Genomic DNA, 25,627 nt, shown 5'->3' on the forward strand with positions numbered 1-25,627 from the left:
GTGGTGTGGCCCGGTGTATCCGGCAGGAATACGCAGAAGTAACTGGTACGTCGAACGGAAGTACCGGAGCACAGCAGTAACGGTCGACCCCTGCGGGAGGGACACAGTGGAGTCTGGCGCAGCGGCGCGGGGCACTAAGACGCGCGCGAAAGGCGGACAGTCCCTGAGCAAACAACGCACCCCGCGAGGGGGTACCACTTCGGTGGACACGGCGTCCCTGAACCGGCTCCTGGCGGCTCTCGTGGCGATGCGCGACGGGAACTTCCGCAAGCGGCTCACGGTGTCCGGGGACGGCGTGATGTCGGAGATCGCCGCGGTCTTCAACGAGGTGGCCGACCGCAATCTGCACCTGACCGGTGAGCTGTCGCGGGTGCGCCGCATGGTGGGCCGCGAGGGCAAGCTCACGGAGCGGCTGGAGACGGGCGCCTACGAGGGTTCCTGGGCCGCCGCCATCGAGGCGTCCAACGCCCTCGTGGACGACCTCGTACGGCCCGTCTCCGAGGTGGGACGGGTGCTGACCGCGGTGGCCGAGGGTGACCTGTCGCCGCGGATGGAGCTGCGGACGCAGGCGCCGGACGGGACCGGGCACCCCCTGCGCGGGGAGTTCCTCAAGGTGGGGCGCACGGTCAACAACCTCGTCGACCAGCTGTCGACGTTCACCGACGAGGTCACCCGCGTGGCCAGCGAGGTGGGCACCGAGGGCAAGCTGGGCGGGCAGGCGCGGGTGCGCGGCATGTCGGGTTCGTGGAAGGACCTCACGGACTCCGTCAACACCATGGCGTACCGGCTGACGGCCCAGGTGCGGGACATCGCCCTGGTGACGACCGCGGTGGCCAAGGGCGACCTGTCGCGCAAGGTCACCGTCCATGTCGCCGGCGAGATGCTGGAGCTGAAGAACACCGTCAACACGATGGTCGACCAGCTGTCGTCGTTCTCCTCCGAGGTGACGCGGGTCGCGCGCGAGGTGGGCACCGAGGGTGAGCTCGGCGGCCAGGCGCAGGTGCCGGGCGTGGCCGGTGTGTGGAAGGACCTCACCGACTCGGTGAACCTCATGGCCGGCAACCTCACGGCCCAGGTGCGAGGGATCTCACAGGTCACGACGGCGGTCGCCAACGGCGACCTGTCGCAGAAGGTGACCGTGTCGGCACGTGGTGAGGTCGCGCAGCTCGCGGACACGATCAACCAGATGACCGAGACGCTGCGGATCTTCGCGGACGAGGTCACGCGCGTCGCGAACGAGGTCGGTGCCGCGGGCCAGCTGGGCGGTCAGGCGAACGTGCCCGGCGCCGCCGGCACCTGGAAGGACCTGACGGACTCCGTCAACACCGTCTTCCGCAACCTCACGATCCAGGTACGGGACATCGCCGCGGTGACGACCGCCGTGGCCAACGGTGATCTCTCCCAGAAGGTCACCGTGGACGTGGCCGGCGAGATGCTGGAGCTGAAGAACACCGTCAACGGGATGGTGGACCAGCTGTCCTCCTTCGGTTCCGAGGTGACGCGCGTGGCGCGCGAGGTCGGCGTCGAGGGCGAGCTGGGCGGGCAGGCGCAGGTGCCGGGCGCGGCCGGTACATGGAAAGACTTGACCGACTCCGTCAACACTGCATTCCGCAACCTCACCGGACAGGTCCGCAACATCGCCCAGGTGACGACGGCCGTGGCCAACGGCGATCTGTCGCAGAAGGTCACCGTGGACGTCTCCGGCGAGATGCTCCAGCTGAAGAACACCGTGAACACGATGGTGGACCAGCTGTCGTCCTTCGCCGACCAGGTGACGCGGATGGCGCGGGACGTGGGCACGGAGGGCCGTCTCGGCGGTCAGGCGGTCGTGCCGGGCGTCGCCGGCACGTGGAAGGAGCTCACCGACTCCGTCAACGGCATGGCGGGGAACCTGACCGCGCAGGTGCGCAACATCGCCCAGGTCACGACCGCGGTGGCCCGCGGTGACCTGTCGCAGAAGATCGACGTGGACGCGCGCGGGGAGATCCTGGAGCTGAAGAACACCATCAACACGATGGTCGACCAGCTCTCCGGGTTCGCCGACCAGGTGACCCGGGTGGCCCGCGAGGTGGGCACGGAGGGCCGCCTCGGCGGCCAGGCGCAGGTGCCCGGCGTCGCCGGTGTGTGGCGGGACCTGACGGATTCCGTCAACGGCATGGCGGGGAACCTGACCGCGCAGGTGCGCAACATCGCCCAGGTCGCCACCGCGGTGGCCCGCGGTGACCTGTCGCAGAAGATCACCGTGGACGCGCGCGGGGAGATCCTGGAGCTGAAGAACACCCTGAACACGATGGTGGACCAGCTGTCGTCGTTCGCGGAGGAGGTCACCAGGGTCGCCCGCGAGGTGGGCACCGAGGGCATCCTCGGCGGTCAGGCCGAGGTCCAGGGCGTCTCCGGCACCTGGAAGGACCTCACGCAGTCCGTGAACTTCATGGCGAACAACCTGACCATCCAGGTGCGCAACATCGCCGAGGTCACGACCGCGGTCGCCAAGGGCGACCTGTCGAAGAAGATCACTGTTGACGCGAAGGGCGAGATTCTTGAGCTCGTCACGACGGTCAACACGATGGTTGATCAGCTGTCCAGCTTCGCCGAGCAGGTGACCCGGGTGGCCCGTGAGGTGGGCACCGAGGGCATTCTCGGCGGCCAGGCGCACGTACCCGGCGTCGTCGGCATCTGGAAGGACCTCAGCGACAACGTCAACCTCATGGCCAAGAACCTGACCGTGCAGGTGCGCAACATCTCCCAGGTGGCCGCGGCGGTCGCCAACGGCGATCTGACGCGGACGGTGACGATCGAGGCGCGCGGCGAGGTCGCGCAGCTCGCCGACACCTTCAACACGATGGTGAAGACGCTGAGCTCGTTCGCCGACCAGGTCACCAAGGTGGCGCGCGAGGTGGGCACGGACGGCATCCTGGGCGGTCAGGCGCACGTACCCGGGGTGGCCGGTACGTGGAAGGACCTCACCGAGTCCGTGAACCAGATGGCGTCCAACCTGACCGGCCAGGTGCGCAACATCGCCATGGTCACCACGGCCATCGCCAAGGGTGACCTGACCAAGAAGATCGACATCGACGCCCGCGGGGAGATCCTCGAGCTCAAGACGACGATCAACACGATGGTCGACCAGCTCTCCAGCTTCGCCGAGGAGGTCACCCGGGTCGCCCGCGAGGTGGGCACGGAAGGGCAGCTCGGCGGTCAGGCACGCGTGCGCGACGTCGACGGCACCTGGCGCGACCTCACCGAGTCCGTGAACGAGATGGCGGGGAACCTCACCCGGCAGGTGCGCGCCATCGCGCGCGTGGCGACCGCGGTGACCCGCGGTGACCTGAACCTGAAGATCGACGTCGACGCGTCCGGCGAGATCCAGGAGCTGCAGGACTACATCAACAAGATGATCGCCAACCTGCGCGACACCACCATCGCCAACAAGGAGCAGGACTGGCTCAAGGGCAACCTGGCCCGTATCTCCGCGCTGATGCAGGGCCGGCGCGACCTGCAGGACGTGGCCTCGCTGATCATGAGCGAGCTGACGCCGGTGGTCTCCGCGCAGCACGGCGCGTTCTTCGTGGCGATGCCGCTGGTCGACGGCAAGGACCTCAGCGCCGAGAGCGAGGACGCCTACGAACTGCGCATGCTGGGGTCGTACGGCTACTCGATGGGCTCCATGCCGACATCGTTCCGGCCGGGCGAGGCGCTGATCGGGACGGCCGCCGAGGAGAAGCGCACGATCCTGGTGGAAAACGCTCCCAGCGGCTATCTGAAGATCTCCTCCGGTCTCGGCGAGGCGCCTCCCGCGCAGGTGATCGTCCTTCCGGTGCTGTTCGAGGGCAAGGTGCTCGGCATCATCGAGCTGGCCTCGTTCACGCCCTTCACGCAGATCCAGAAGGACTTCCTCAACCAGATCGCCGAGATGATCGCGACCAGCGTCAACACCATCTCGGTCAACACCAAGACGGAGCAGCTGCTGAAGCAGTCGCAGGAGCTGACCGAGCAGCTGCGTGAGCGCTCCGCCGAACTGGAGAACCGGCAGAAGGCCCTCCAGGCGTCCAACGCCGAGCTGGAGGAGAAGGCGGAGCTGCTGGCCCAGCAGAACCGCGACATCGAGGTGAAGAACACCGAGATCGAGGAGGCGCGGCAGGTCCTGGAGGAGCGCGCCGAGCAGCTCGCGGTCTCCATGCGCTACAAGAGCGAGTTCCTCGCCAACATGTCGCACGAGCTGCGTACGCCGCTCAACTCCCTGCTGATTCTGGCCAAGTTGCTCGCCGACAACGCGGACGCCAACCTGACGCCGAAGCAGGTCGAGTTCGCCGAGACCATCCACGGCGCGGGATCCGATCTGCTGCAGCTGATCAACGACATCCTCGACCTGTCGAAGGTCGAGGCGGGCAAGATGGACGTCTCCCCGACGCGTATCGCGCTCGTCCAGCTCGTCGACTACGTGGAGGCCACGTTCCGGCCGCTGACCGCGGAGAAGGGCCTGGACCTGTCCGTACGGGTCTCCCCGGAGCTGCCCGCCACGCTGCACACCGACGAGCAGCGGCTGCTGCAGGTGCTGCGGAACCTGTTGTCGAACGCGGTGAAGTTCACCGACTCCGGCTCCGTCGAGCTGGTGATCCGGCCGGCCGGGCGGGACGTCCCGGTGCGGATCAAGGAGCAGCTGCTCGAGGCGGGGTCGCTGAGCGATCCGGACGCGGGCCTGATCGCGTTCTCGGTGACCGACACCGGGATCGGCATCGCCGCCAGCAAGATGCGGGTGATCTTCGAGGCGTTCAAGCAGGCGGACGGCACGACGAGCCGCAAGTACGGCGGCACCGGGCTGGGCCTGTCGATCTCCCGGGAGATCGCCCAGCTGCTCGGCGGTGAGATCCACGCGCAGAGCGAACCGGGACGCGGCTCGACGTTCACGCTGTATTTGCCTCTGCATCCCAGCGAACTGCCGCCGCAGGGCTATCAGCAGGCGCTGCCGGCCCTGGAGGCGGGCGACCTGGTGGCCGCCTCGGACCTGGCCCAGCTCGCCCAGGCGGAGATCGAGACGCCGGCCGAGGTGAAGTCGTACCGCGAGACGCAGAACGGCGCCGCCGCGCTCTTCAGGCGCCGCCGCAGGAACGGACTCGACACCGACCGGGCCACCGGCGCCCCGGAACAGTGGTCCGGCGACCAGCAGGCCGCCGCGCCGCAGCCGCACCACGGGGTCCGCTTCGGCGGCCAGAAGGTGCTGATCGTCGACGACGACATCCGTAATGTGTTCGCGTTGACCAGCGTCCTGGAGCAGCACGGCCTCTCGGTGCTCTACGCCGAGAACGGCCGTGAGGGCATCGAGGTCCTGGAGCAGCACGACGATGTCGCGGTCGTCCTGATGGACATCATGATGCCCGAGATGGACGGATATGCGACGACCACGGCGATCCGCAGGATGCCGCAGTTCGCGGGCCTGCCGATCATCGCGCTGACGGCGAAGGCGATGAAGGGCGACCGGGAGAAGGCGATCGAGTCGGGCGCCTCCGACTACGTGACCAAACCGGTCGATCCCGATCACCTGCTGTCGGTGATGGAACAGTGGATGCGAGAGGAGTGACGGGAACCATCGATGTTCACTCGGAGTTGCTGACTGAGTGTGCCCGGGGCCGTGTAGAAGTACGGGATTCGGGGAACGTTCTGGTCTCCCGCTACGTTTGTGCTACGTGCACAGTGACATCGCGGTGACAGGGTGTGGCGACGAGCGGGGTACGGCTACGATGACCGGCACAAGGACGGGCGGCGAAAGGGAGTCGTCCCCAGGGGCGGCGCCCGGTGCACAGCCGGGGCGAGGAGGGCGGGCCATGGTGCAGAAGGCCAAGATCCTCCTGGTCGATGACCGGCCGGAGAATCTGCTGGCGCTGGAGGCCATCCTCTCGGCGCTCGATCAGACGCTGGTGCGGGCATCGTCCGGGGAGGAAGCGCTCAAAGCACTGCTCACGGACGACTTCGCGGTCATTCTGCTGGACGTCCAGATGCCGGGCATGGACGGCTTCGAAACGGCCGCGCACATCAAGCGGCGAGAACGGACCCGGGACATCCCGATCATCTTCCTGACCGCGATCAACCACGGCCCCCACCACACCTTCCGGGGGTACGCGGCCGGCGCGGTGGACTACATCTCGAAGCCGTTCGACCCCTGGGTGCTGCGCGCCAAGGTCTCCGTCTTCGTCGAGCTGTACATGAAGAACTGCCAGCTGCGGGAGCAGGCGGCGCTGCTGCGGCTCCAGTTGGAGGGCGGCGGTGGCAAGGCCGCGGTCGGGGAGGCCAAGGAGCCGGCCGGTCTGCTCGCCGAGCTGTCGGCCCGTCTCGCGGCGGTCGAGGAGCAGGCCGAGGCGCTGTCCAAGCAGCTCGACGACGAGTCGGCGGATGCGGCGGCGGTGGCGACGGCGGCCCATCTCGAACGCAAACTCACCGGTTTGCGGCGGGCGCTGGACGCCCTGGAACCGGGTGCGGGCAGCGCCTCCTCGGTGTCCTCGCAGAACTGACATCGGTGTCCTCACGGCACCGATGTCAGCGTCCTCGCGGAACTGGCGTACCGACGCGGAGCCGTTGCGGATGAGCGCGCGTCAGTTCCGCGCCCGTTCCAGGGCGACACGAACGGGTGAAGCAGTGGGCACACGTGTCCGTCGCCGTCTCCACCGGTAACCTCACACCTATGGCCTCACGTCCCTCCGCTGCCAAGAAGCAGCCCGCGAAGAAGGCGGCGGCACCGGCGAAGAAGGCCGCTGCGAAGAAGGCTCCGGCGAAGAAGGCGCCCGCCAGGAAGGCCGCCGCGAAGAAGGCGGCGCCCCCGAAGCCGGCACCGAGTCCGACCGGCGGCATCTACCGGCTCGTGCGCGCCCTCTGGCTGGGCCTCGCGCACGCCGTCGGCGCCGTGTTCCGCGGCATAGGGAACGGCGCGAAGAACCTCGACCCGGCGCACCGCAAGGACGGTGTGGCGCTGCTGCTGTTCGCCATCGCGCTGATCGTCGCCGCGGGCACCTGGGCCGATCTGCGCGGCCCCGTCGGCGATCTCGTCGAGATCCTGGTGACGGGCGCCTTCGGCCGCCTGGATCTGCTGGTGCCGATACTGCTCGCGGCCATCGCCGTGCGCTTCGTCCGGCATCCCGAGCAGCCCGAGGCCAATGGCCGCATCGTGATCGGCCTGTCCGCGCTCGTCATCGGCGTGCTCGGCCAGGTCCACATCGCCTGCGGGGCGCCCGCCCGCAGCGAGGGCATGCAGGCCATAAGGGACGCCGGCGGGCTCATCGGCTGGGGCGCGGCCACCCCGCTGACGTACACGATGGGCGAGGTCCTCGCCGTACCGCTGCTGGCGCTGCTGACGATCTTCGGTCTGCTCGTCGTCACGGCCACCCCGGTCAACGCCATTCCGCAGCGGCTGCGCCTGCTCGGTGTGAAGCTCGGTGTCCTGCACGATCCCGAGGACGACGAGTTCACCGAGGACGACCACCGCTACGACGACCAGTGGCGCGAGGGACTGGCCGCGCGCCCGCGCAGGCGCGGCCGGGCGCCGGAGTCCTACGACCCCGACCAGGCGGAGCAGGAGGCGCTCTCCAAGCGCCGCGGCCGGCCCAGGCGCTCCGCGGTGCCGCAGCCCGACATGGCGCGCCCCATGGACGCCGTGGACGTCGCCGCCGCCGCGGCCGCCGCGCTCGACGGCGCGGTCATGCACGGCATGCCGCCCTCGCCGATCGTCGCCGATCTCACCCAGGGCGTGAGCGCCGGGGACCGCGAGGAGAGCACCCCGACGCCGGCGCCGAAGGCCGTCCCGGCGGCGCGACCCAAGCAGGAGAAGCTGAAGGCCGAGGTCGCCGACCTCACCAAGCCCGCGCCCGAGGAGCCGGGCCGCCTGCCGCCGCGCGCCGAGCAGCTCCAGCTGTCCGGGGACATCACCTACTCCCTGCCCTCGCTCGACCTGCTCGAGCGCGGCGGCCCCGGCAAGGCGCGCAGCGCCGCCAACGACGCGGTGGTCGCCTCGCTGACCAACGTCTTCTCCGAGTTCAAGGTCGACGCCTCGGTCACCGGCTTCACCCGCGGGCCGACGGTCACGCGCTACGAGGTCGAACTCGGCCCCGCCGTGAAGGTCGAACGGATCACCGCGCTGACGAAGAACATCGCCTACGCGGTCGCCAGTCCGGACGTGCGGATCATCAGCCCGATCCCGGGCAAGTCCGCGGTCGGCATCGAAATCCCCAACACCGACCGGGAGATGGTCAACCTCGGCGACGTGCTGCGCCTCGCGGCGGCCGCCGAGGACGAGCACCCGATGCTGGTCGCGCTCGGCAAGGACGTCGAGGGCGGCTACGTGATGGCCAACATCGCGAAGATGCCGCACGTGCTGGTCGCCGGCGCGACCGGTTCCGGCAAGTCGTCCTGCATCAACTGCCTGATCACCTCGGTCATGATGCGGGCGACCCCGGAGGACGTCCGCATGGTCCTCGTCGACCCCAAGCGCGTCGAACTCACCGCCTACGAGGGCATTCCGCACCTGATCACGCCGATCATCACCAACCCGAAGCGGGCCGCCGAGGCGCTGCAGTGGGTCGTCCGGGAGATGGACCTCCGGTACGACGACCTGGCGGCGTACGGCTTCCGGCACATCGACGACTTCAACGAGGCCGTGCGGGGCGGCAAGGTGAAGCCGCCGGAGGGCAGTGAGCGCGAGCTTCAGCCGTACCCGTATCTGCTGGTGATCGTCGACGAGCTCGCCGACCTGATGATGGTCGCCCCGCGCGACGTCGAGGACGCGATCGTGCGCATCACGCAGCTCGCGCGCGCGGCCGGCATCCACCTGGTGCTGGCCACGCAGCGGCCTTCGGTCGACGTCGTCACCGGTCTGATCAAGGCGAACGTGCCCTCGCGGCTCGCCTTCGCCACCTCCTCGCTCGCCGACAGCCGGGTCATCCTCGACCAGCCCGGTGCCGAGAAGCTGATCGGCAAGGGCGACGGGCTCTTCCTGCCGATGGGTGCGAACAAGCCGACCCGTATGCAGGGCGCCTTCGTGACCGAGGAGGAGGTCTCGGCCGTCGTCCGGCACTGCAAGGAGCAGATGGCGCCGGTCTTCCGCGACGACGTCACCGTGGGCACCAAGCAGAAGAAGGAGATCGACGAGGAGATCGGCGACGACCTCGACCTGCTGTGCCAGGCGGCCGAGCTGGTGGTCTCCACGCAGTTCGGCTCGACGTCCATGCTCCAGCGCAAGTTGCGCGTCGGCTTCGCCAAGGCCGGGCGGCTCATGGACCTCATGGAGTCGCGGAACATCGTCGGACCCAGCGAGGGCTCGAAGGCGCGTGATGTTCTTGTGAAGCCTGATGAACTGGACGGCGTGCTCGCGGTCATCCGCGGGGAGGCTTGAGAGAGAGGCCCGAACGGAGGGGTGGGCGATGTCGGATCGTGACTCACCCGTAAGGGATCATTGAGCAACCGTTTCCCTTCGGCGTACGTCAAGTTGAGGGAAGCGACAAGCGTGTACACCACCATCGGCGTGTCCGGCCATACCGATGGGCTAACAAGCTCCACCGTCCGGTTGCCCCACCCATTTGTACCCCCCATAGACTGAACCTCCAGCACAGGTGGCTTAACGCTCGAAAGGCGCCCCCGTGTCCATCGGCAACTCTCCTGAAGACGAGCGTCCGTTCGAAGACGATCGCGAGGAAGCCCGCCTCTCCATCGGCCATGCCCTCCGGCAGGCCCGTATCGCAGCCGGGCTGACCGTCGACGACGTCACCAACGCCACCCGGGTCCGGATCTCGATCGTGCACGCCATCGAGGCGGACGACTTCGCCCCCTGCGGCGGGGACGTGTACGCCCGCGGCCACATCCGGACCCTGGCCAAGGCCGTCCACCTCGATCCGGCCCCGCTGATCGCGCAGTACGACGCCGAGCACGGCGGCCGTCCGGCGCCGACCCCGGCGGCCCCCCTGTTCGAGGCGGAACGCATCCGCCCCGAGCGGCGCGGGCCCAACTGGACCGCGGCCATGGTCGCCGCGATCGTGGCCGTGGTCGGCTTCGTCGGGTTCACCGCGTTCAAGGGCGGCGACGACGGCGGAGGCGGCAAGACCCAGGTCGCCGAGGGATCGACGCCGGCGACCAGCAAGTCCGCCTCGCCCACGCCCCGGACGAGCACGTCCGACACCCCGAAGGCGGCACCCTCGGACAGCGCCATCGCGGCCGCGCCCCAGGACAAGGTGACCGTCCAGGTCAGTGCTCCTGACGGCCGCAGCTGGATCTCGGCCAAGGACCACAACGGCCGGCTGCTGTTCGACGGGCTCCTCAAGCAGGGCGACTCCAAGACCTTCCAGGACAGCCAGAAGATCAACCTGGTCCTCGGCGACGCCGGCGCGATCCAGCTCTACGTCAACGGCAAGAAGATCGAGGACAGCTTCCAGCCCGGTGCGGTGGAGCGGCTGACGTACACGAAGGGCGACCCGCAGGTCGGCTAGGGCCTGAGGCGGTACCGCGGGGCTGGCGAACATCGCCAGCCCCGTCGACGTGGGCTGTCGGAGAGACAAAGTAGTCTTGAGCGCATGCCTGAACGCCGTACCGTCGCACTCGTCACCCTTGGCTGCGCCCGTAACGAGGTGGACTCGGAGGAGCTCGCAGGCCGCTTGGAGGCGGACGGCTGGGACCTCGTGGAGGACGCCGCGCAAGCGGACGTCGCGGTCGTCAACACCTGCGGCTTCGTGGAAGCCGCCAAGAAGGACTCCGTCGACGCCCTCCTGGAGGCGGGCGACCTCAAGGGACAGGGCAGAACCCAGGCCGTCGTGGCGGTGGGCTGCATGGCCGAGCGGTACGGCAAGGAACTCGCCGAGGCCCTCCCCGAAGCCGACGGCGTGCTCGGCTTCGACGACTACGCCGACATCTCCGACCGCCTGCGGACCATCCTCGGCGGCGGCGTCCACGCCTCCCACACCCCCCGCGACCGGCGCAAGCTGCTGCCGATCAGCCCCGCCGAGCGCCAGGAGTCCGCGGCCGAGGTCGCGCTGCCCGGGCACGGCCCGGCGGACCTGCCGGAGGGGCTGGCGCCCGCCTCCGGACCCCGCGCGCCCCTGCGCCGCCGGCTGGACGGCTCGCCGGTCGCCTCGGTGAAGCTCGCCTCCGGCTGCGACCGCCGCTGCTCCTTCTGCGCGATCCCCTCCTTCCGCGGCTCCTTCATCTCCCGCCGCCCGAGCGACGTGCTGAACGAGACGCGGTGGCTGGCCGAGCAGGGCGTGAAGGAGATCATGCTGGTCTCCGAGAACAACACCTCCTACGGCAAGGACCTCGGCGACATCCGCCTGCTGGAGTCGCTCCTGCCGGAGCTGGCGGACGTCGACGGCATCCAGCGGGTGCGCGTGAGCTACCTGCAGCCGGCCGAGATGCGCCCGGGGCTGATCGACGTGCTGACCTCCACGCCGAAGGTCGCCCCCTACTTCGACCTCTCCTTCCAGCACTCCGCGCCCGGCGTCCTGCGCGCCATGCGCCGCTTCGGCGACACCGACCGCTTCCTGGAACTGCTCGACACCATCCGCGGCAAGGCGCCCCAGGCGGGCGTCCGCTCCAACTTCATCGTCGGCTTCCCCGGCGAGAGCGAGGCCGACCTGGCGGAGCTGGAGCGGTTCCTGACCGGCGCGCGGCTGGACGCCATCGGCGTCTTCGGCTACTCCGACGAGGAGGGCACGGAGGCGGCGACGTACGGGAACAAGCTGGACGAGGACGTCGTGGCCGAGCGGCTGGCACATGTCTCCCGGCTGGCCGAGGAACTCGTCTCCCAGCGTTCCGAGGAGCGCGTGGGCGAGAGCGTGCACGTGCTCGTGGAGGCCGTGGACGAGGACGGTGTGTACGGACGCGGGGCGCACCAGGCGCCGGAGACGGACGGCCAGGTGCTGCTCACGAGCGGCGAAGGTCTCGGGGTCGGCCGTATGGTCGAGGCGAAGGTGGTCGGCACGGAGGGTGTCGACCTGGTGGCCGAGCCGCTGACGGGCCCGCTCGAGCGTGGTGAGGAGGCGGGCAGATGACCGGAGTACCGGCATCGGCGGCGAACGGCTCCTCCAAGGCGGAGTCGTCGTCGCCCGGCCCCCCTGCCCCGGACCGGCAGACGGACAAGTCCCCGAGGAGCGGGAAGCTGGCGGCCGCCGCCGTGAACCAGGCCAGCGTCTGGAACGTCGCCAACCTGCTCACCATGCTCCGGCTGCTTCTCGTGCCCGGCTTCGTCGCGCTGATGCTGGCCGACGGCGGGTACGACCCGGCATGGCGCTCGTTCGCCTGGGCCGCCTTCGCCGTCGCCATGATCACCGACCTGTTCGACGGTCATCTGGCGCGCGCCTACGACCTCGTCACCGACTTCGGCAAGATCGCCGACCCCATCGCCGACAAGGCGATCATGGGGGCGGCGCTGATCTGCCTCTCCGCGCTGGGCGACCTGCCGTGGTGGGTGACGATCGTCATTCTCGGCCGGGAACTCGGCATCACGCTGCTGCGTTTCCTCGTCATCCGGTACGGCGTCATCCCGGCCAGCCGCGGCGGCAAGCTGAAGACGCTCACCCAGGGCGTGGCCGTCGGGATGTACGTCCTGGCGCTGACCGGCTGGCTGGCCACCCTGAGATGGTGGGTGATGGCGGCCGCGGTCGTCCTGACCGTGGTGACCGGACTCGACTATGTGAGACAGGCCATCGTGCTGCGCAGGCGGGGAATCGCGGAGCGCGAGGCGGCGTTGGAGGAGAAGGAAGGGTGAGTTCTCCGGCTGCCGACGTGGTGCGACTACTGACGGTGAGGGGCGAGACCCTCGCGGTCGCGGAGTCGCTCACCGGCGGGCTGGTCGCGGCGGAGATCACGACGGTGCCCGGGGCCTCCAAGGCCTTCCGCGGTTCGGTGACCGCCTACGCCACCGAGCTGAAGCACCGGCTGCTGGGTGTCGACGCCGCTCTGCTCGCACAGCGCGGGGCGGTGGACGCGCAGGTCGCGGACCAGATGGCGGCCGGCGTGCGCAAGGCGCTCGGCGCCGACTGGGGCCTGGCGACCACGGGTGTGGCAGGCCCGGAACCGCAGGACGGCAAGCCCGTCGGGACGGTGTTCGTGGCCGTGGCCGGCCCCACCGGGAGCGATTCCGATTCCGCCGGTGGCGGAAAAGTAGTGGCCCTGCGGTTGAACGGCGACCGTGCGGAAATTCGTATGGAGAGTGTACGGAGCGTACTCGCACTGCTTCTGAGAGAGCTTGCGGGCGAACAGACCGGAAATGAGCTGGCACAGGATACGGAACAGAACGGGGGGTTTTGATGTTTGCAGCCCTGAGTGAACACGACATCGCTCCCCGCACGGCCGCAGCGCGAGGCGGTACGGTGGGGCGTGAAGGATGCGGTTACGCGGTCCGAGGAGGGAGCCACCGATGATTCTGCTCCGTCGCCTGCTGGGTGACGTGCTGCGTCGGCAGCGCCAGCGCCAGGGCCGTACTCTGCGCGAAGTCTCCTCGTCCGCCCGAGTCTCACTCGGCTATCTCTCCGAGGTGGAGCGGGGGCAGAAGGAGGCTTCCTCCGAACTGCTCTCCGCCATCTGCGACGCGCTGGACGTACGGATGTCCGAGCTCATGCGGGAAGTGAGCGACGAGCTCGCCCTCGCCGAGCTGGCCCAGTCTGCTGCGGCCACCGAGTCTGTGCCCGCGCCGGTTCGCCCGATGCTGGGTTCCGTGTCGGTGACCGGTGTGCCACCGGAACGGGTGACCATCAAGGCGCCCGCCGAGGCGGTGGACGTGGTCGCCGCGTGACGATCACGCGCGTGACTGCGTGAACCGACGTGCACGTGCAAGGCCCCGGCCGGGGTCTCTCCAGGGGGAACTGGAGAGAGGCGGTCGGGGTTTTCGCGTCCCGGGAGATCTCCCGCGGCTGTTCCGGCCCGTTTGCCGGGGCGGCCGCGGGCGGTCATGGTGGATGCCTGCGGTGCGTTGCGCCCATATGCCGTCGGTGCGTCCCCTCTGAGGGTGAAGGCCGCCGCGGTCTGGCTGCGGGGCTGGAGGTGGCGTTCATGGCACGGCCGATAGTGCGCCGGGGGGCGGCTCTGGGGCTCGGGATGCTGTGGTGGTGGGCCGTGCTGCGGCTCGCGTTCGCGCCCGGTGCCGGGGTGGTGGAAGGCGCGGTCGCCGCCGGGGGATGGGGGCTGAGCCTGCTGCCGGTGCACTGCGTTCCGAAGGCACGCGCGGCCGGGGCCGTGGGCCCGGAGCGCTGGCGGGGAGCCTGGCGGGCGGCCCGGGCTACCACGGCATCGCCACCCCGCCGTTCGGGCGCAGGATCTGGCCCGTGGTGAAGGACGACGCGTCGGAGGCCAGATACAGCACGGTGTGGGCCACGTCCTCCGGCTCACCGACCCGGCCCAGCGGCGCCATGCGCGCCATCATCGCCTCGGTCTGCGCCTGAGCCCCGGCCTCGTGGCGATCGGTCATGGGGGTGCGGATCCAGCCCGGTGCGACGGCGTTGACCCGGATCCCGTGCCGGCCGACCTCGTTCGCCAGCGTCTTCGTCAGCTGGACGACCGCCGCCTTGGCCACGCCGTAGCAGAGCAGGCCGGGCCGGCCGGTGTCCACGGCGCCCGAGGCCATGGTGACGATGCTGCCGCCGTCCTTCCCCGCGAGCATGCGGCGCGCGGCCTCCTGGCAGGCGTACAGCACTCCCTTGAAGTTGACGCTCAGCACCTTGTCGAGGTCCTCGTCCCGGGTCTCCAGGACCGGGCTGGTGTGCATGATCCCGGCGATCGCGGCCATCACGTCCAGGCGTCCGCAGGACTCGACGGCCTGCCTGAGCCGAGCCCGGTCGGTGACGTCGAGCCGGTGGATACGGGCGGTGCCGCCGCGGTCCTCGATGAGCCCCGCCGTCTCGTGCAGGCCCTCCGCATCGCGGTCGGCGCAGTGGACGGTGGCGCCGGCTTCGGCGAGCAGGACGGCCGAGGCGCGGCCGATGCCGCCGGCGGCCCCGGTGACGAATGCGGTGCGTCCGGTGAGGTCGTACGCCTTGACGGGCATGCAGGGACGGTACGAGAAATTCTGACGGGTCGTCAATTAGTGGTACGGCGTGGAGTTCCGAAGCCCCGGGAAGCGCTCGGGACCGGTCCTGTCTGGCAGTTCGGGCACCAGTAGGTGGGGCGTTCGCGGGAGCCGTCGCCCTGCTCGGCCACCTGGATCGACGTGTGGCAGCGCAGGCAGGGGCGGGGCGCGCGGCCGTAGACGAACAGGTCCTGACCGCGGCGGCCCGTCGTGGTGCGGACCGGGCGTTCGCGGTTGGCCTCCAGGAGCCTCCTGGCCAGCTCGGGCAGCTTCGCGGCGCGGTCGGCGGGCAGCGCGCCGACGGGGAGCCACGGGGTGACGCCGAGGAGGAAGCAGAGCTCGCTCTTGTAGACGTTGCCGATCCCGGCGAGATTGCGCTGGTCGAGCAGGGCTTCGCCGAGCGCGCGTGCGGGGTCGGCGCGGAGGTTGGCGAGCGCCTGCTGCGGATCCCAGTCCGGGCCGAGGAGATCGGGGCCGAGGTGGCCGACGACGCGCTGTTCGTCGGTGGTGCGCAGGAGCTCGAGGACCGGGAGGCGGTAGCCGACCGCCGTGTGCTCGGTGTTGCCCAGGATGGCCCGGATCTGGTGGGAGGGGCCGCCGGTCCAGCGCCGGCCGTTCGCGAACACCTTCCAGGAGCCGTCCATCCTCAGGTGTGAGTGGAGCGTCAGGCCGCCCTCGATACGGGCCAGGAGGTGCTTGCCGCGCGGGGTGACGTCCAGGACGGCACGGCCCGTGAGGTCGGCCGTGGCGAACCTCGGCACCCGGAGGTCGCTGCGGGTCAGCACCTTGCCCGCGAGGGCGGCGTGCAACCGCCTCGCGGCCTGCCAGACCGTGTCTCCTTCGGGCACGGGTCAAGGGTCGCACGGTCCGCGCCCGCGCGGCGGGCGGTGCGGACGCCACTGGCTCACGCGCGAAGCCGCAGGCCGCGCGGGGTGGCGACGAAGCCCGCTCCTTCCAGGAGGGCGCCGATCGGGGACGTCAGGGCCGAGGCGCCGTTCACCCGTTCCACGGTGACCGTGCCGAGGGAACCCGCCCGGGCTGCCGCCGCCAGGGCCTGCGCCGCTGCCTGCAGGCGGGGGTCGTCGCTCGCCCTGCCGTCCGGGTCGGCGGGCCAGGCCAGCAGGGTCTTGCCGCCGCGCTCCATGTAGAGCGTCAGCTCCCCGTCGACGAGGACCACCAGGGAGCCGGCCTTCCGGCCGGGCTTGTGCCCCGCTCCGGTCGGGGGCTCCGGCCAGGGCAGGGCGGCGCCGTAGGCGTTCGCGGGGTCGGCGGCGGCCAGGACCACGGCCCGGGAGCCGGGGGAAGGGGCACGGCGGCCGGGGAAGGAGGAGCCGTGCGCCGGGCCGGGTCCGGTCTGCGCGCCGCGGGAGCCGGCCGCGGGGAAGTCGCGGGGCGAGACGTACTCGTGGGCGGCGGTGCGGGGAGGGGCGAAACCGAAGTCGTCGGTGGCGGATCCCTCGAATCCGGTGCCGAACGGGCTGTCGAGGTCGCCGCCGGACCCGGAGACGAACCCGTTGCCCGCCTCGGTGCCGGACTCCGTGGTGAACGGCGCGTCGGTTCCGTCGGAGAACGGGCCCCCGCCGGTGACTCGGCCGTCGGTGACTCCTCGGCCGGGGTCCGGCCACCGGCCGCCGGCGGAGCCGAAGCCGCCCGGTGCGAGGACGCCGGGCGCGGGCGCGCCGTCGGGCGAGGGCCGCGGCGGCAGGGCTTCACCGCGGTCGCGGGCGTTCGAGACCGCGCGCAGGCGGTCCACCGCGCCGTCCATGGCGAACTGCGCCGCGCCGAGCCCCTCCACCACGTAGCCGCGCCGCGCCTGACCGCTCTCCTCGAAGGCGGACAGGATGCGGTACGTCGCGGAGAAGCCGCCCTCGACGCCCTCCGCGGCGACGGCTCCCCGGGTGACCACGCCGTGCCGGTCCAGGAGCGTACGGGCGAGGGCGTGGGCGCGCACCGTGGGGTCGGCCTCGCGCGCCGGGAGCAGGGACCAGCGGCCGGCGACGGTCGGCGGTCCGTTGCGCGAGGCGGTGCGGGCGGCCGCGGTCAGGGAGCCGTAGCGCCCGCGTGGGACGTTGCGTTTGGCGCGGTGGGCCGTGGAGCCCGCGGTGCGGCCCGAGCCCAGCAGGGAGCGCATGGGGGTCAGTGTGTCGTTGGTGAGCAGGCCGGACCAGGCCAGGTCCCAGACGGCGTCGGCCAGTTGCGGATCGGTGACGTCCGGGTGGGCGGTCGCGCGGACCTGGTCGGCGATCTGGCGGAAGAACAGGCCGTAGCCCCCGGAGAGGGCGTCGAGGACGGACTGGTGCAGCGCCGTCAGCTCCAGGGGGTGCGGCGGGGGCAGCAGCAGAGGTGCCGCGTCCGCGTGATACAGCGAGACCCAGCCGTCCTTGCCGGGGAGTGCGCCCGCGCCGGCCCAGAGGAGCTCTCCGGCGGAGGTGAGCTCGTCGAGCATCGCGGGCGTGTAGTTGGCGACGCGGGACGGCAGGACCAGCTTCTCCAGGGCGGAGGCGGGCACGGACGCGCCCTGCAGCTGCTCGACGGCACGCACCAGTCCGTCCAGACCGCGCAGGCCGTGCCCCTTGCCGATGTGCTGCCACTGGGGGAGGAACTGGGCGAGGGCGGCCGGCGCCACCGGTTCCAGCTCCTGTCGCAGGGCGGCCAGGGAGCGGCGGCGCAGCCGCCGCAGCACGGCGGCGTCACACCACTCCTGGCCGATGCCCGCGGGGTGGAACTCCCCCTGCACGACACGGCCGTTCGCGGCGAGACGCTGCAGCGCGCCCTCCGTGACCGCCACGCCGAGACCGAAGCGCGCGGCCGCCGTCGTCGAGGTGAACGGGCCGTGGGTGCGCGCGTAGCGGGCGAGGAGGTCGCCGAGGGGGTCCTTGACCGGCTCCATGAAGGCTTCCGGGACGCCGACCGGCAGGGCGGTGCCGAGCGCGTCGCGCAGGCGGCCCGCGTCCTCGATCGCCGCCCAGTGGTCGGCGCCGCCGATGCGGACCCTGATCGCCCGGCGGGCGCCGGCCAGCTCCGGCGCCCACTGGGGTTCGGCACCCCGCTCGGCCAGGTCGGCGTCCGTGAGGGGGCCGAGCAGGCGCAGGACGTCCGCCACGCCCTCGGCGTCCTTCACGCGCCGGTCCTCGGTGAGCCACTGCAGCTCCCGCTCCAGCTCGGTCAGCACCTCCGCGTCGAGCAGCTCGCGCAGCTCCGCCTGCCCCAGCAGCTCGGCCAGCAGCCGCGAGTCCAGGGAGAGCGCGGCCGCCCGGCGCTCGGCGAGCGGGGAGTCCCCCTCGTACAGGAACTGGGCGACGTACCCGAAGAGGAGGGAGCGGGCGAAGGGGGACGGCTCCGGAGTGGTGACCTCCACCAGGCGCACCTTGCGGGACTCCAGGTCACCCATCAGCTCGGCGAGCCCGGGGACGTCGAAGACGTCCTGGAGGCACTCGCGGACCGCCTCCAGGACGATCGGGAACGAACCGAACTCGCTGGCCACCTGCAGGAGCTGGGCGGCGCGCTGGCGCTGCTGCCACAGCGGCGTGCGCTTGCCGGGGCTGCGCCGGGGCAGCAGCAGCGCGCGGGCGGCGCACTCGCGGAAGCGGGAGGCGAACAGCGCCGAGCCGCCGACCTGGTCGGTGACGACCTGGTCGACCTCGCCCTTGTCGAAGACGACGTCCGCCGCGCCGACGGGCGCCTGCTCCGCGCCGACCGCCGGGTGGAAGTCGGCGCCCGCCTTCGCCGGCTCCTGGTCGAGCAGGTCCAGGCCCATGAGGTCGGTGTCCGGCAGGCGCAGCACGATGCCGTCGTCGGCGTGCATGACCTGGGCGTCCATGCCGTACCGCTCGGAGAGCCGGGCCCCGAGGGCGAGCGCCCACGGGGCGTGCACCTGCGCGCCGAAGGGCGAGTGGACGACGACCCGCCAGTCGCCGAGTTCGTCGCGGAAGCGCTCGACGACGATGGTGCGGTCGTCGGGGATGTGCCCGCAGGCCTCGCGCTGCTCGTCCAGGTAGGACAGCACGTTGTCCGCGGCCCAGGCGTCCAGGCCCGCCGCGAGCAGGCGCGTCCGGGCGTCCTCCCTCGGCAGCGAGCCGACCTCGCGCAGGAACCGCCCCACCGCGCGGCCCAGTTCGAGCGGGCGGCCCAGCTGGTCGCCCTTCCAGAAGGGGAGCCGCCCCGGTACGCCCGGCGCGGGGGAGACCAGGACCCGGTCGCGCGTGATGTCCTCGATGCGCCAGGAGCTGGTGCCGAGCGTGAAGACGTCGCCCACGCGCGACTCGTAGACCATCTCCTCGTCGAGCTCACCGACCCGGCCGCCGCCCTTCTTGGGGTCGGAGCCGGCGAGGAAGACCCCGAAGAGCCCGCGGTCCGGGATGGTGCCGCCGGAGGTGACGGCCAGCCGCTGGGCCCCGGGCCGGCCGGTGACCGTGCCGGCGACGCGGTCCCACACCACGCGCGGGCGCAGCTCGGCGAACGCGTCGGAGGGGTAGCGGCCCGCGAGCATGTCGAGCACCGCCGTGAACGCCGACTCGGGGAGGGAGGCGAAGGGGGCGGCACGGCGGACCGTGGCGAGCAGGTCGTCGACCTGCCAGGTGTCCAGCGCCGTCATGGCCACGAGCTGCTGGGCCAGGACGTCCAAGGGGTTGGCGGGAACCCTCAGGGACTCGATGGAGCCGGTGCGCATGCGCTCGGTGACCACCGCTGCCTGGACGAGGTCGCCACGGTACTTCGGGAAGACCACTCCCGTGGAGACCGCGCCCACCTGGTGCCCCGCGCGCCCGACACGCTGCAGGCCGGAGGCGACGGACGGCGGCGACTCCACCTGGACGACGAGGTCGACCGCGCCCATGTCGATGCCCAGCTCGAGACTGGAGGTGGCGACCACCGCGGGCAGCCGGCCGGCCTTGAGGTCCTCCTCCACGAGCGCGCGCTGCTCCTTGGAGACCGAGCCGTGGTGGGCGCGCGCGATGACGGGCGGTGCGCCCTGGGCGGCTCCGGAGCCCCCCATGAGCTCGGCGGGAGCGTGCTGTTCGTCCAGGGGTTCGCCGGTGGCACGTTCGTACGCGATCTCGTTGAGCCTGTTGCACAGGCGCTCCGCGAGGCGGCGGGAGTTGGCGAAGACGATCGTGGAACGGTGGGCCTGGACCAGGTCGGTGATCCGCTCCTCGACGTGCGGCCAGATCGACGGGCGCTCCGTGCCCTCGGAGCCGTCGGCGACCGGGGAGCCGCCCAGCTCGCCGAGGTCCTCGACCGGGACGACCACCGAGAGGTCGAACTCCTTGCCCGACGTCGGCTGGACGATCTCCACCTTGCGGCGCGGCGAGAGGTAGCGCGCGATCTCGTCCACCGGGCGGACCGTCGCGGAGAGGCCGATGCGGCGGGCCGGCCTCGGCAGCAGCTCGTCCAGGCGCTCCAGGGAGAGCGCGAGGTGGGCGCCGCGCTTGGTGCCCGCCACGGCGTGCACCTCGTCGAGGATCACGGTATCGACCCCGGTCAGCGCCTCGCGCGTGGCCGACGTCAGCATCAGGAACAGGGATTCCGGGGTGGTGATCAGGATGTCCGGGGGGCGGGTGGACAGGGCGCGGCGCTCGGCGGCCGGGGTGTCGCCGGAGCGGATGCCCACCTTCACCTCGGGCTCGGGAAGGCCCAGGCGCACGGATTCCTGGCGGATGCCGGTGAGCGGGCTGCGGAGGTTGCGTTCCACGTCGACCGCGAGAGCCTTCAGCGGTGACACGTACAGGACGCGGCAGCGCTTCCTCGGGTCGGCCGGCGGGGGTGCCGAGGCCAGCTGGTCCAGTGCGGCGAGGAACGCCGCCAGGGTCTTGCCGGAGCCGGTCGGGGCGACCACCAGCACGTCCGATCCCGCACCGATGGCCCGCCACGCGCCCGCCTGGGCCGCGGTGGGCGCGGAGAAGGCCCCCGTGAACCAGCCGCGGGTCGCGGGGGAGAAGCCGTCGAGGGCCCGGTGTGCGGAGCTGACCATGCGTCCATCCTGCACCCGTCCACTGACAACGGCCCTGACCTGCGGTGACGCGGCGCTGTTCGGGGGCGGAGAGGCCTCGCGGAGAATGGGAACATGGCAGGTTCGGGAAGGGAGGCGGCGCGGCACTGGCAGTACGCCGAGCTGCCGGGGGTCGATCTGCTGCGCGCCCGGTACATCCGCAAGACGTTCGTGCGGCACACGCACGAGAACTTCGTCATCGCCGCCATCGCGGACGGGGTCGAGGTCTTCCATCACCGCGGCGCCGATCAGTACGCCGGTGCCGGGGCGCTCGCGCTGGTCAACCCCGACACCCCGCACACCGGACGGGCCGGAGTGCCCGAGGGATGGCGGTACGGCGCCGTGTACCCGTCGCCGGAGGTGGTGGCGGGGATCGCGGCGGAGACCACTCTCATCCGCGGGACGCCGGGCTTCGTCAGCCCGGTGCTCGACGATCCGTACACCGTGCGGCTCGTGCACCAGGTGCTGCGGGCCACGGAGGACGGCAACCCGCTGGCCGCGGACACGCTGCTGCGCGTCGCCGTGACCAGGTTGCTCCGGCTGAACGGCGGGCCGCTGCCGCAGCGGGAGGTGCGGACCGCGGGGGCCCGCGTCGCCGCACGCGCGCGTGCCGTGCTCGAGGAGCGGATGGCCGGGCCGCCGACCCTGCACGAGCTCGCGGCCGATCTCGCCACCAGCCCGTTCGCGCTGCTGAGGGCCTTCCGGGACGCCTACGGGATGCCGCCCCACACCTGGCTCACCGACGCCCGGGTACGGCGGGCACGTCGGCTGCTGGACGCCGGTTCGACGCCCGCGGAGGCGGCCGTGGCCGTGGGGTTCACCGATCAGCCGCACCTGAACCGGCACTTCACCCGCATCGTCGGCGTACCCCCGGGCGCCTACCGGCGGGAGCGCAAGAACGTACAAGACGCGCGGGGGCGCCTGCTTCTACCGTCCGACGCGTGGCAGAACAGACAGCTCTCGCAGACATACGCCCCGGGGACGGAGAGAAAGCCGACGCCGCCGTCGTCCGGGACGCCCTCGGCGTAGGCGTCGCCGTGGGCCTGTCCGGCTTCGCCTTCGGGGTGACCTCGGCCGGCAGCGGGCTCACACTGCCGCAGACCTGCGCGCTGAGCCTCCTGGTATTCACCGGAGCGTCCCAGTTCGCCCTGGTGGGCGCACTGGCGGCCGGGGGCAACCCGCTCACGGCAGCGGCGGGCGCCTTCTTCCTGGGCGTCCGCAACGCCTTCTACGGACTCCGGCTGTCGCAGCTGCTGGCCCTCCCGCGCGCGGTGCGTCCGTTCGCCGCCCAGTGGGTGATCGACGAGACCACCGCGGTCGCGCTGGCGCAGCCCACACGGCGGGCCACGCGGATCGGGTTCACCGTCACCGGGCTCAGCCTGTACGTGCTGTGGAACCTCACCACGCTGCTCGGCGCCCTGGGCGCCCGGGCCATCGGGGACACCGACGCCTGGGGCCTGGACGCGGCCGGGCCCGCCGTCTTCCTGGCCCTGCTCGCTCCGATGCTCAGGACCGGCACCGAACGCGCCGTCGCCGGCCTGGCCGTCCTCCTGGGGCTCGGTCTGCTGCCCGTACTGCCCGCGGGGGTGCCCGTCCTGACGGCCGCCCTCGCGGCTCCCGCCGTTCTTTTCCTGGAGGGCCGCCGCAAGGCCGCCTCGCCCGGCCGCGCACGCCGGAACGACGCACCGGAGGAGAACGGGTGAACACCTGGATCGCGATCGGCGCGACCGCCCTCGCCTGCTACGCCGTCAAGCTCGCCGGGCTGCTCGTGCCCGCGGGCGCGCTCGAGAAGCCGCTCGTGAGGCGGCTGGCCGCGCTGCTCCCGGTGGCGCTCCTGGCCGCGCTCACGGCCCAGCAGGCCTTCGCCGACGGCCGCACCCTGGTGCTCGACGCACGGGCCGCGGGCCTCGGCGCGGCCGCTGTGACGCTGATCCTGCGGGCGCCGTTCCTGCTCGTCGTGGCGGCGGCCGTGCTGGTGACCGCCGGGGTGCGGGCCATGGGCGGCTGACGCCCGGGTCAGCCGACGGAGCGCCCGTGCGCCCTGAGCGTGCGCAGTGCCTCGATGGTCACCATGGGGCGCGCCTCCAGGGCGATGCCCGGTGCCCACGCGCGCCGGGGAGACCATCCGTGGGCGCAGGAGTGCGGCAGGATCGGCCAGCCGCCGTCCTCCTGCTGCGCGTCCGCCAGGTGGTCGAGGGAGCGCTCCATCTCCGCGTCGGTGAACCATGCGCGCGCGAGGGAGCCCGGCGTCTTCGCGTAGTCGTGCGGGAAGTGCCGCTCGCCGGGTTCGTAACCGGGGGCGACGGGATACGTGTCGAGGCGGCCGGGCTCCAGCGCGGCGAGCCGCTGTTCGCGCACCAGGCGGCCGAGGCGGGCGGCGGCCGTCTCCGCGCGCGGGCGGTCGGGAACGCAGTCCAGGAAGGCCACGGCGGCCTGGATCTCGTAGGGGTGGGACGTGTCCAGCGACTCGACCGCCTGCCAGCAGAAGTCCGTCGCCCTGAACAGCCAGGCGTGCCACACCGCGTTGCGGTGCAACAGGCCCACCACCGGTCCCGTGGTCAGGAGTGCGCTCGGCGGATCGTCCGCGACCGGGAGGCAGGGGGCCGCGGGATGACCGCGCCGGCCGGGACGCACCGCGGGCAGCGCGCCGTCCGCCGTGGAGACGGCGGTCAGGTACCGGCACAGGCGTTCCACCCGCTGCCCGCCGCAGCGCCCGATGGCGTCCAGGACGCGCAACGCGTGCCCGGCGTGCAGCGGCTGGCTGACCGGGCCGCGCAGATCCGGCTCCAGCGCGTGGCCGTAGCCGCCGTCCTCGTTGCGGTACGCGTCCAGCGCGCTCTCCACGTGGTCCGCGCTCCCGTTCAGGAAGTGGTGCGCGAAAAGGCGCTGTTCCAGCACGCGCGCGGTGAGCCAGACGAAGTGCTCGGCGCGGAGGAGCGGAGAGCGCGCCGAGGGTGTGACGGGGAGTGGGGAGGCTCCTGTTTCGGGCATGCGACAGACCGTAGGGCGGAAAGCGGTCTCGGCAACGGGTACCGGCTCAGGCCCACCCCCTGGAGCGGGATACTGGAGTCATGCGGTTGACGGTCTTCTGGCAGCGGATGGCGGATCACTTCGGTTCGGGGTACGCCGACACCTTCGCGCGCGACCACGTGATGGCGGAGCTCGGCGGTCGCACCGTGCACGAGGCGCTGGACGCCGGCTGGGACGCCAAGGACGTGTGGCGAGTGGTCTGCGCGGTCATGGACGTGCCGCGGGAGAGGCACTGATCGGTCACGAAGATCGCAGGGCGGCAGTTGATTGTCGGACCGGTGGGCGAGACTGGATCCGTGGCCCCCACCGACGAGACCGGGCAGACCTCCCGGCAGGCACCCCCGCTCGGCACGACGCCGCCCGGCCGGCCCCCGGAGGACCCCGCCGCCGGGCCGGGCGTCGGCATGCCGCGCTGGCTGCCGCGCGCCGTGGTGCTCGTGCTCGGCCTGTACGCCGTCCTCCAGCTCGGCACCTGGGCCTTCCACCAGCTCACCGGCCTGCTGATCAACATCGTCATCGCGTTCTTCCTGGCCCTCGCCATCGAGCCCGCGGTGAGCTGGATGGCTTCCCGCGGGCTGCGCAGAGGGCTGGCCGCGGGCATCGTCTTCGTCGTCGTGCTGATCGTGTCCGCCGGGTTCGTCACCCTGCTCGGCTCCATGCTGGCGGGCCAGATCATCAAGATCGTCGAGGATTTCCCGAACTACCTCGACTCCGTCATCAACTGGATCAACACGCACTTTCACACCGATCTGAAGCGGGTGGACGTCCAGGAGGGCCTGCTCCGCTCCGACTGGCTGCGCAACTACGTGCAGCACAGCGCCACCGGTGTGCTGGACGTGTCCGCCCAGGTCCTCGGCGGTCTCTTCCAGCTGCTGACGATCGCCCTGTTCTCGTTCTACTTCGCCGCCGACGGCCCCCGGCTGCGGCGTGCGATCTGCTCCGTGCTGCCGCCCGCGCGGCAGGCCGAGGTGCTGCGTGCGTGGGAGATCGCCGTCAACAAGACCGGCGGCTACATCTACTCCCGCGGCCTGATGGCCCTGATCTCCGGCATGGCGCACTACATACTGCTGCAGATCCTGGGCGTGCCCTACGCGCCCGTGCTCGGCGTCTGGGTGGGCCTGGTCTCGCAGTTCATCCCGACCATCGGCACCTATCTGGCGGGCGCCCTGCCCATGCTGATCGCCTTCACGGTCGGTCCCTGGTACGCGCTGTGGGTGCTGATCTTCGTCGTGGTCTATCAGCAGTTCGAGAACTACATGCTGCAGCCCAAGCTGACCTCGAAGACCGTCGACATCCACCCCGCCGTCGCCTTCGGCTCGGTCATCGCCGGCACCGCCCTCCTCGGTGCCGTCGGCGCGCTGATCGCCATTCCGGCGATCGCCACGCTGCAGGCGTTCCTGGGGGCTTACGTGAAGCGGTACGCGGTCACGGACGATCCCCGGGTCCACGGCCACCGGCGGGGAAGGCCCGGGAACGGTGCGCTCACGCGGGTGAGGCTGCTGTGGGGGCGGCGGCCGGTGGCGGCGCGGGAGGAGACGGGGGAGGGTTCCTCCTGACCGTGTCGAGGCATCGAGGCGTCGACC

At 71.5% G+C, this 25,627-nt stretch carries 18 protein-coding genes; 14 read left to right on the plus strand and 4 right to left on the minus strand.

Annotated features, from left to right (window positions below; genetic code table 11):
• Positions 1 to 106: 106 nt before the first annotated feature.
• The 9 genes from ACJ9NR_RS28570 (at position 107) to ACJ9NR_RS28610 (ending at position 14,295) form a co-directional block, all read left to right on the plus strand.
• Positions 107 to 5,578 (plus strand): HAMP domain-containing protein, encoded by a 5,472-nt coding sequence (locus ACJ9NR_RS28570; RefSeq protein WP_412492101.1) that lies wholly within the window; start codon positions 107 to 109, stop codon positions 5,576 to 5,578.
• Between the two features lie 244 nt (positions 5,579 to 5,822).
• The gene (locus tag ACJ9NR_RS28575) at positions 5,823 to 6,506 is read left to right on the plus strand and encodes a response regulator (protein ID WP_412492100.1); all 684 of its coding nucleotides are present in this window, start codon (positions 5,823 to 5,825) and stop codon (positions 6,504 to 6,506) included.
• A 170-nt stretch (positions 6,507 to 6,676) separates the two neighbouring features.
• Entirely contained in the window at positions 6,677 to 9,376 is a 2,700-nt protein-coding gene (locus ACJ9NR_RS28580; protein ID WP_412492099.1) for a DNA translocase FtsK, read from the plus strand.
• A 244-nt stretch (positions 9,377 to 9,620) separates the two neighbouring features.
• Positions 9,621 to 10,463: a helix-turn-helix domain-containing protein gene (locus ACJ9NR_RS28585; protein ID WP_412492098.1), complete on the plus strand. Its 843-nt coding sequence runs from the start codon at positions 9,621 to 9,623 to the stop codon at positions 10,461 to 10,463.
• 84 nt (positions 10,464 to 10,547) lie between these two features.
• Positions 10,548 to 12,017 carry a 30S ribosomal protein S12 methylthiotransferase RimO gene (gene rimO, locus ACJ9NR_RS28590; RefSeq protein WP_412492097.1) on the plus strand — a complete coding sequence of 490 codons (1,470 nt, stop codon included), beginning with the start codon at positions 10,548 to 10,550 and terminating at the stop codon, positions 12,015 to 12,017.
• Entirely contained in the window at positions 12,014 to 12,733 is a 720-nt protein-coding gene (gene pgsA / locus ACJ9NR_RS28595) for a CDP-diacylglycerol--glycerol-3-phosphate 3-phosphatidyltransferase (protein ID WP_412492096.1), read from the plus strand. Before rimO ends, pgsA begins: the two co-directional genes overlap by 4 nt.
• Complete coding sequence (locus tag ACJ9NR_RS28600; protein ID WP_412492095.1) at positions 12,730 to 13,275, plus strand: CinA family protein; 546 nt, start codon at positions 12,730 to 12,732, stop codon at positions 13,273 to 13,275. Before pgsA ends, ACJ9NR_RS28600 begins: the two co-directional genes overlap by 4 nt.
• Before the next feature lie 109 nt (positions 13,276 to 13,384).
• Positions 13,385 to 13,759 carry a helix-turn-helix domain-containing protein gene (locus tag ACJ9NR_RS28605; protein WP_016432287.1) on the plus strand — a complete coding sequence of 125 codons (375 nt, stop codon included), beginning with the start codon at positions 13,385 to 13,387 and terminating at the stop codon, positions 13,757 to 13,759.
• 257 nt (positions 13,760 to 14,016) lie between these two features.
• Positions 14,017 to 14,295 (plus strand): hypothetical protein, encoded by a 279-nt coding sequence (locus ACJ9NR_RS28610; protein ID WP_412492094.1) that lies wholly within the window; start codon positions 14,017 to 14,019, stop codon positions 14,293 to 14,295.
• Here ACJ9NR_RS28610 and ACJ9NR_RS28615 read toward each other — a convergent pair.
• From ACJ9NR_RS28615 to ACJ9NR_RS28625, 3 genes are read right to left on the minus strand one after another with little or no spacing between them, the layout of a single operon-like run.
• The gene (locus ACJ9NR_RS28615; protein WP_412492093.1) at positions 14,243 to 15,007 is read right to left on the minus strand and encodes an SDR family NAD(P)-dependent oxidoreductase; all 765 of its coding nucleotides are present in this window, start codon (positions 15,005 to 15,007) and stop codon (positions 14,243 to 14,245) included. The two genes, ACJ9NR_RS28610 and ACJ9NR_RS28615, sit on opposite strands and share 53 nt — an antisense overlap.
• A gap of 32 nt (positions 15,008 to 15,039) precedes the next feature.
• The gene (locus ACJ9NR_RS28620) at positions 15,040 to 15,876 is read right to left on the minus strand and encodes a DNA-formamidopyrimidine glycosylase family protein (protein ID WP_412492092.1); all 837 of its coding nucleotides are present in this window, start codon (positions 15,874 to 15,876) and stop codon (positions 15,040 to 15,042) included.
• A 56-nt stretch (positions 15,877 to 15,932) separates the two neighbouring features.
• Entirely contained in the window at positions 15,933 to 20,996 is a 5,064-nt protein-coding gene (locus ACJ9NR_RS28625; protein WP_412492091.1) for an ATP-dependent helicase, read from the minus strand.
• Positions 20,997 to 21,089: 93 nt separating this feature from the next.
• On the opposite strand from ACJ9NR_RS28625, the gene ACJ9NR_RS28630 reads away from it, so the two are divergent.
• From ACJ9NR_RS28630 to ACJ9NR_RS28640, 3 genes are read left to right on the plus strand one after another with little or no spacing between them, the layout of a single operon-like run.
• Entirely contained in the window at positions 21,090 to 22,043 is a 954-nt protein-coding gene (locus ACJ9NR_RS28630) for an AraC family transcriptional regulator (protein ID WP_412492090.1), read from the plus strand.
• Positions 21,956 to 22,717, plus strand: a complete 762-nt coding sequence (locus ACJ9NR_RS28635) for an AzlC family ABC transporter permease (RefSeq protein WP_412492089.1) — start codon at positions 21,956 to 21,958, stop codon at positions 22,715 to 22,717. Before ACJ9NR_RS28630 ends, ACJ9NR_RS28635 begins: the two co-directional genes overlap by 88 nt.
• On the plus strand, positions 22,714 to 23,022 hold the full coding sequence (locus tag ACJ9NR_RS28640) for an AzlD domain-containing protein (protein WP_412492088.1): 309 nt from the start codon (positions 22,714 to 22,716) through the stop codon (positions 23,020 to 23,022). The genes ACJ9NR_RS28635 and ACJ9NR_RS28640 overlap by 4 nt, the downstream gene beginning before the upstream one ends.
• An 8-nt stretch (positions 23,023 to 23,030) precedes the next feature.
• On the opposite strand, the gene ACJ9NR_RS28645 is transcribed toward ACJ9NR_RS28640, so the two are convergent.
• Entirely contained in the window at positions 23,031 to 24,005 is a 975-nt protein-coding gene (locus ACJ9NR_RS28645; protein WP_412492087.1) for a hypothetical protein, read from the minus strand.
• Positions 24,006 to 24,085: 80 nt separating this feature from the next.
• Here ACJ9NR_RS28645 and ACJ9NR_RS28650 point away from each other — a divergent pair, with 80 nt between their 5' ends.
• Both ACJ9NR_RS28650 and ACJ9NR_RS28655 read left to right on the plus strand, forming a co-directional pair.
• Positions 24,086 to 24,280 carry a DUF3046 domain-containing protein gene (locus ACJ9NR_RS28650; RefSeq protein ID WP_412492086.1) on the plus strand — a complete coding sequence of 65 codons (195 nt, stop codon included), beginning with the start codon at positions 24,086 to 24,088 and terminating at the stop codon, positions 24,278 to 24,280.
• A 60-nt stretch (positions 24,281 to 24,340) separates the two neighbouring features.
• A complete protein-coding gene (locus tag ACJ9NR_RS28655) occupies positions 24,341 to 25,600 on the plus strand; it encodes an AI-2E family transporter (protein ID WP_412492085.1) in 1,260 nt (419 codons plus the stop codon).
• The last annotated feature ends 27 nt before the right edge of the window (positions 25,601 to 25,627 follow it).

Source organism: Streptomyces sediminimaris (assembly GCF_047049295.1).
GTDB classification, from domain to species: domain Bacteria; phylum Actinomycetota; class Actinomycetes; order Streptomycetales; family Streptomycetaceae; genus Streptomyces; species Streptomyces sediminimaris.

Excerpts from the sequence above, each read along its gene's own strand:
- rimO (WP_412492097.1), top strand. The coding sequence starts at position 10,548 with ATGCCTGAACGCCGTACCGTCGCACTCGTCACCCTTGGCTGCGCCCGT.
- ACJ9NR_RS28650 (WP_412492086.1), top strand. The coding sequence starts at position 24,086 with ATGCGGTTGACGGTCTTCTGGCAGCGGATGGCGGATCACTTCGGTTCG.
- ACJ9NR_RS28615 (WP_412492093.1), bottom strand. The coding sequence starts at position 15,007 with ATGCCCGTCAAGGCGTACGACCTCACCGGACGCACCGCATTCGTCACC.
- ACJ9NR_RS28575 (WP_412492100.1), top strand. The coding sequence starts at position 5,823 with ATGGTGCAGAAGGCCAAGATCCTCCTGGTCGATGACCGGCCGGAGAAT.
- ACJ9NR_RS28580 (WP_412492099.1), top strand. The coding sequence starts at position 6,677 with ATGGCCTCACGTCCCTCCGCTGCCAAGAAGCAGCCCGCGAAGAAGGCG.
- ACJ9NR_RS28645 (WP_412492087.1), bottom strand. The coding sequence starts at position 24,005 with ATGCCCGAAACAGGAGCCTCCCCACTCCCCGTCACACCCTCGGCGCGC.
- ACJ9NR_RS28605 (WP_016432287.1), top strand. The coding sequence starts at position 13,385 with ATGATTCTGCTCCGTCGCCTGCTGGGTGACGTGCTGCGTCGGCAGCGC.
- ACJ9NR_RS28610 (WP_412492094.1), top strand. The coding sequence starts at position 14,017 with ATGGCACGGCCGATAGTGCGCCGGGGGGCGGCTCTGGGGCTCGGGATG.
- pgsA (WP_412492096.1), top strand. The coding sequence starts at position 12,014 with ATGACCGGAGTACCGGCATCGGCGGCGAACGGCTCCTCCAAGGCGGAG.
- ACJ9NR_RS28630 (WP_412492090.1), top strand. The coding sequence starts at position 21,090 with ATGGCAGGTTCGGGAAGGGAGGCGGCGCGGCACTGGCAGTACGCCGAG.
- ACJ9NR_RS28625 (WP_412492091.1), bottom strand. The coding sequence starts at position 20,996 with ATGGTCAGCTCCGCACACCGGGCCCTCGACGGCTTCTCCCCCGCGACC.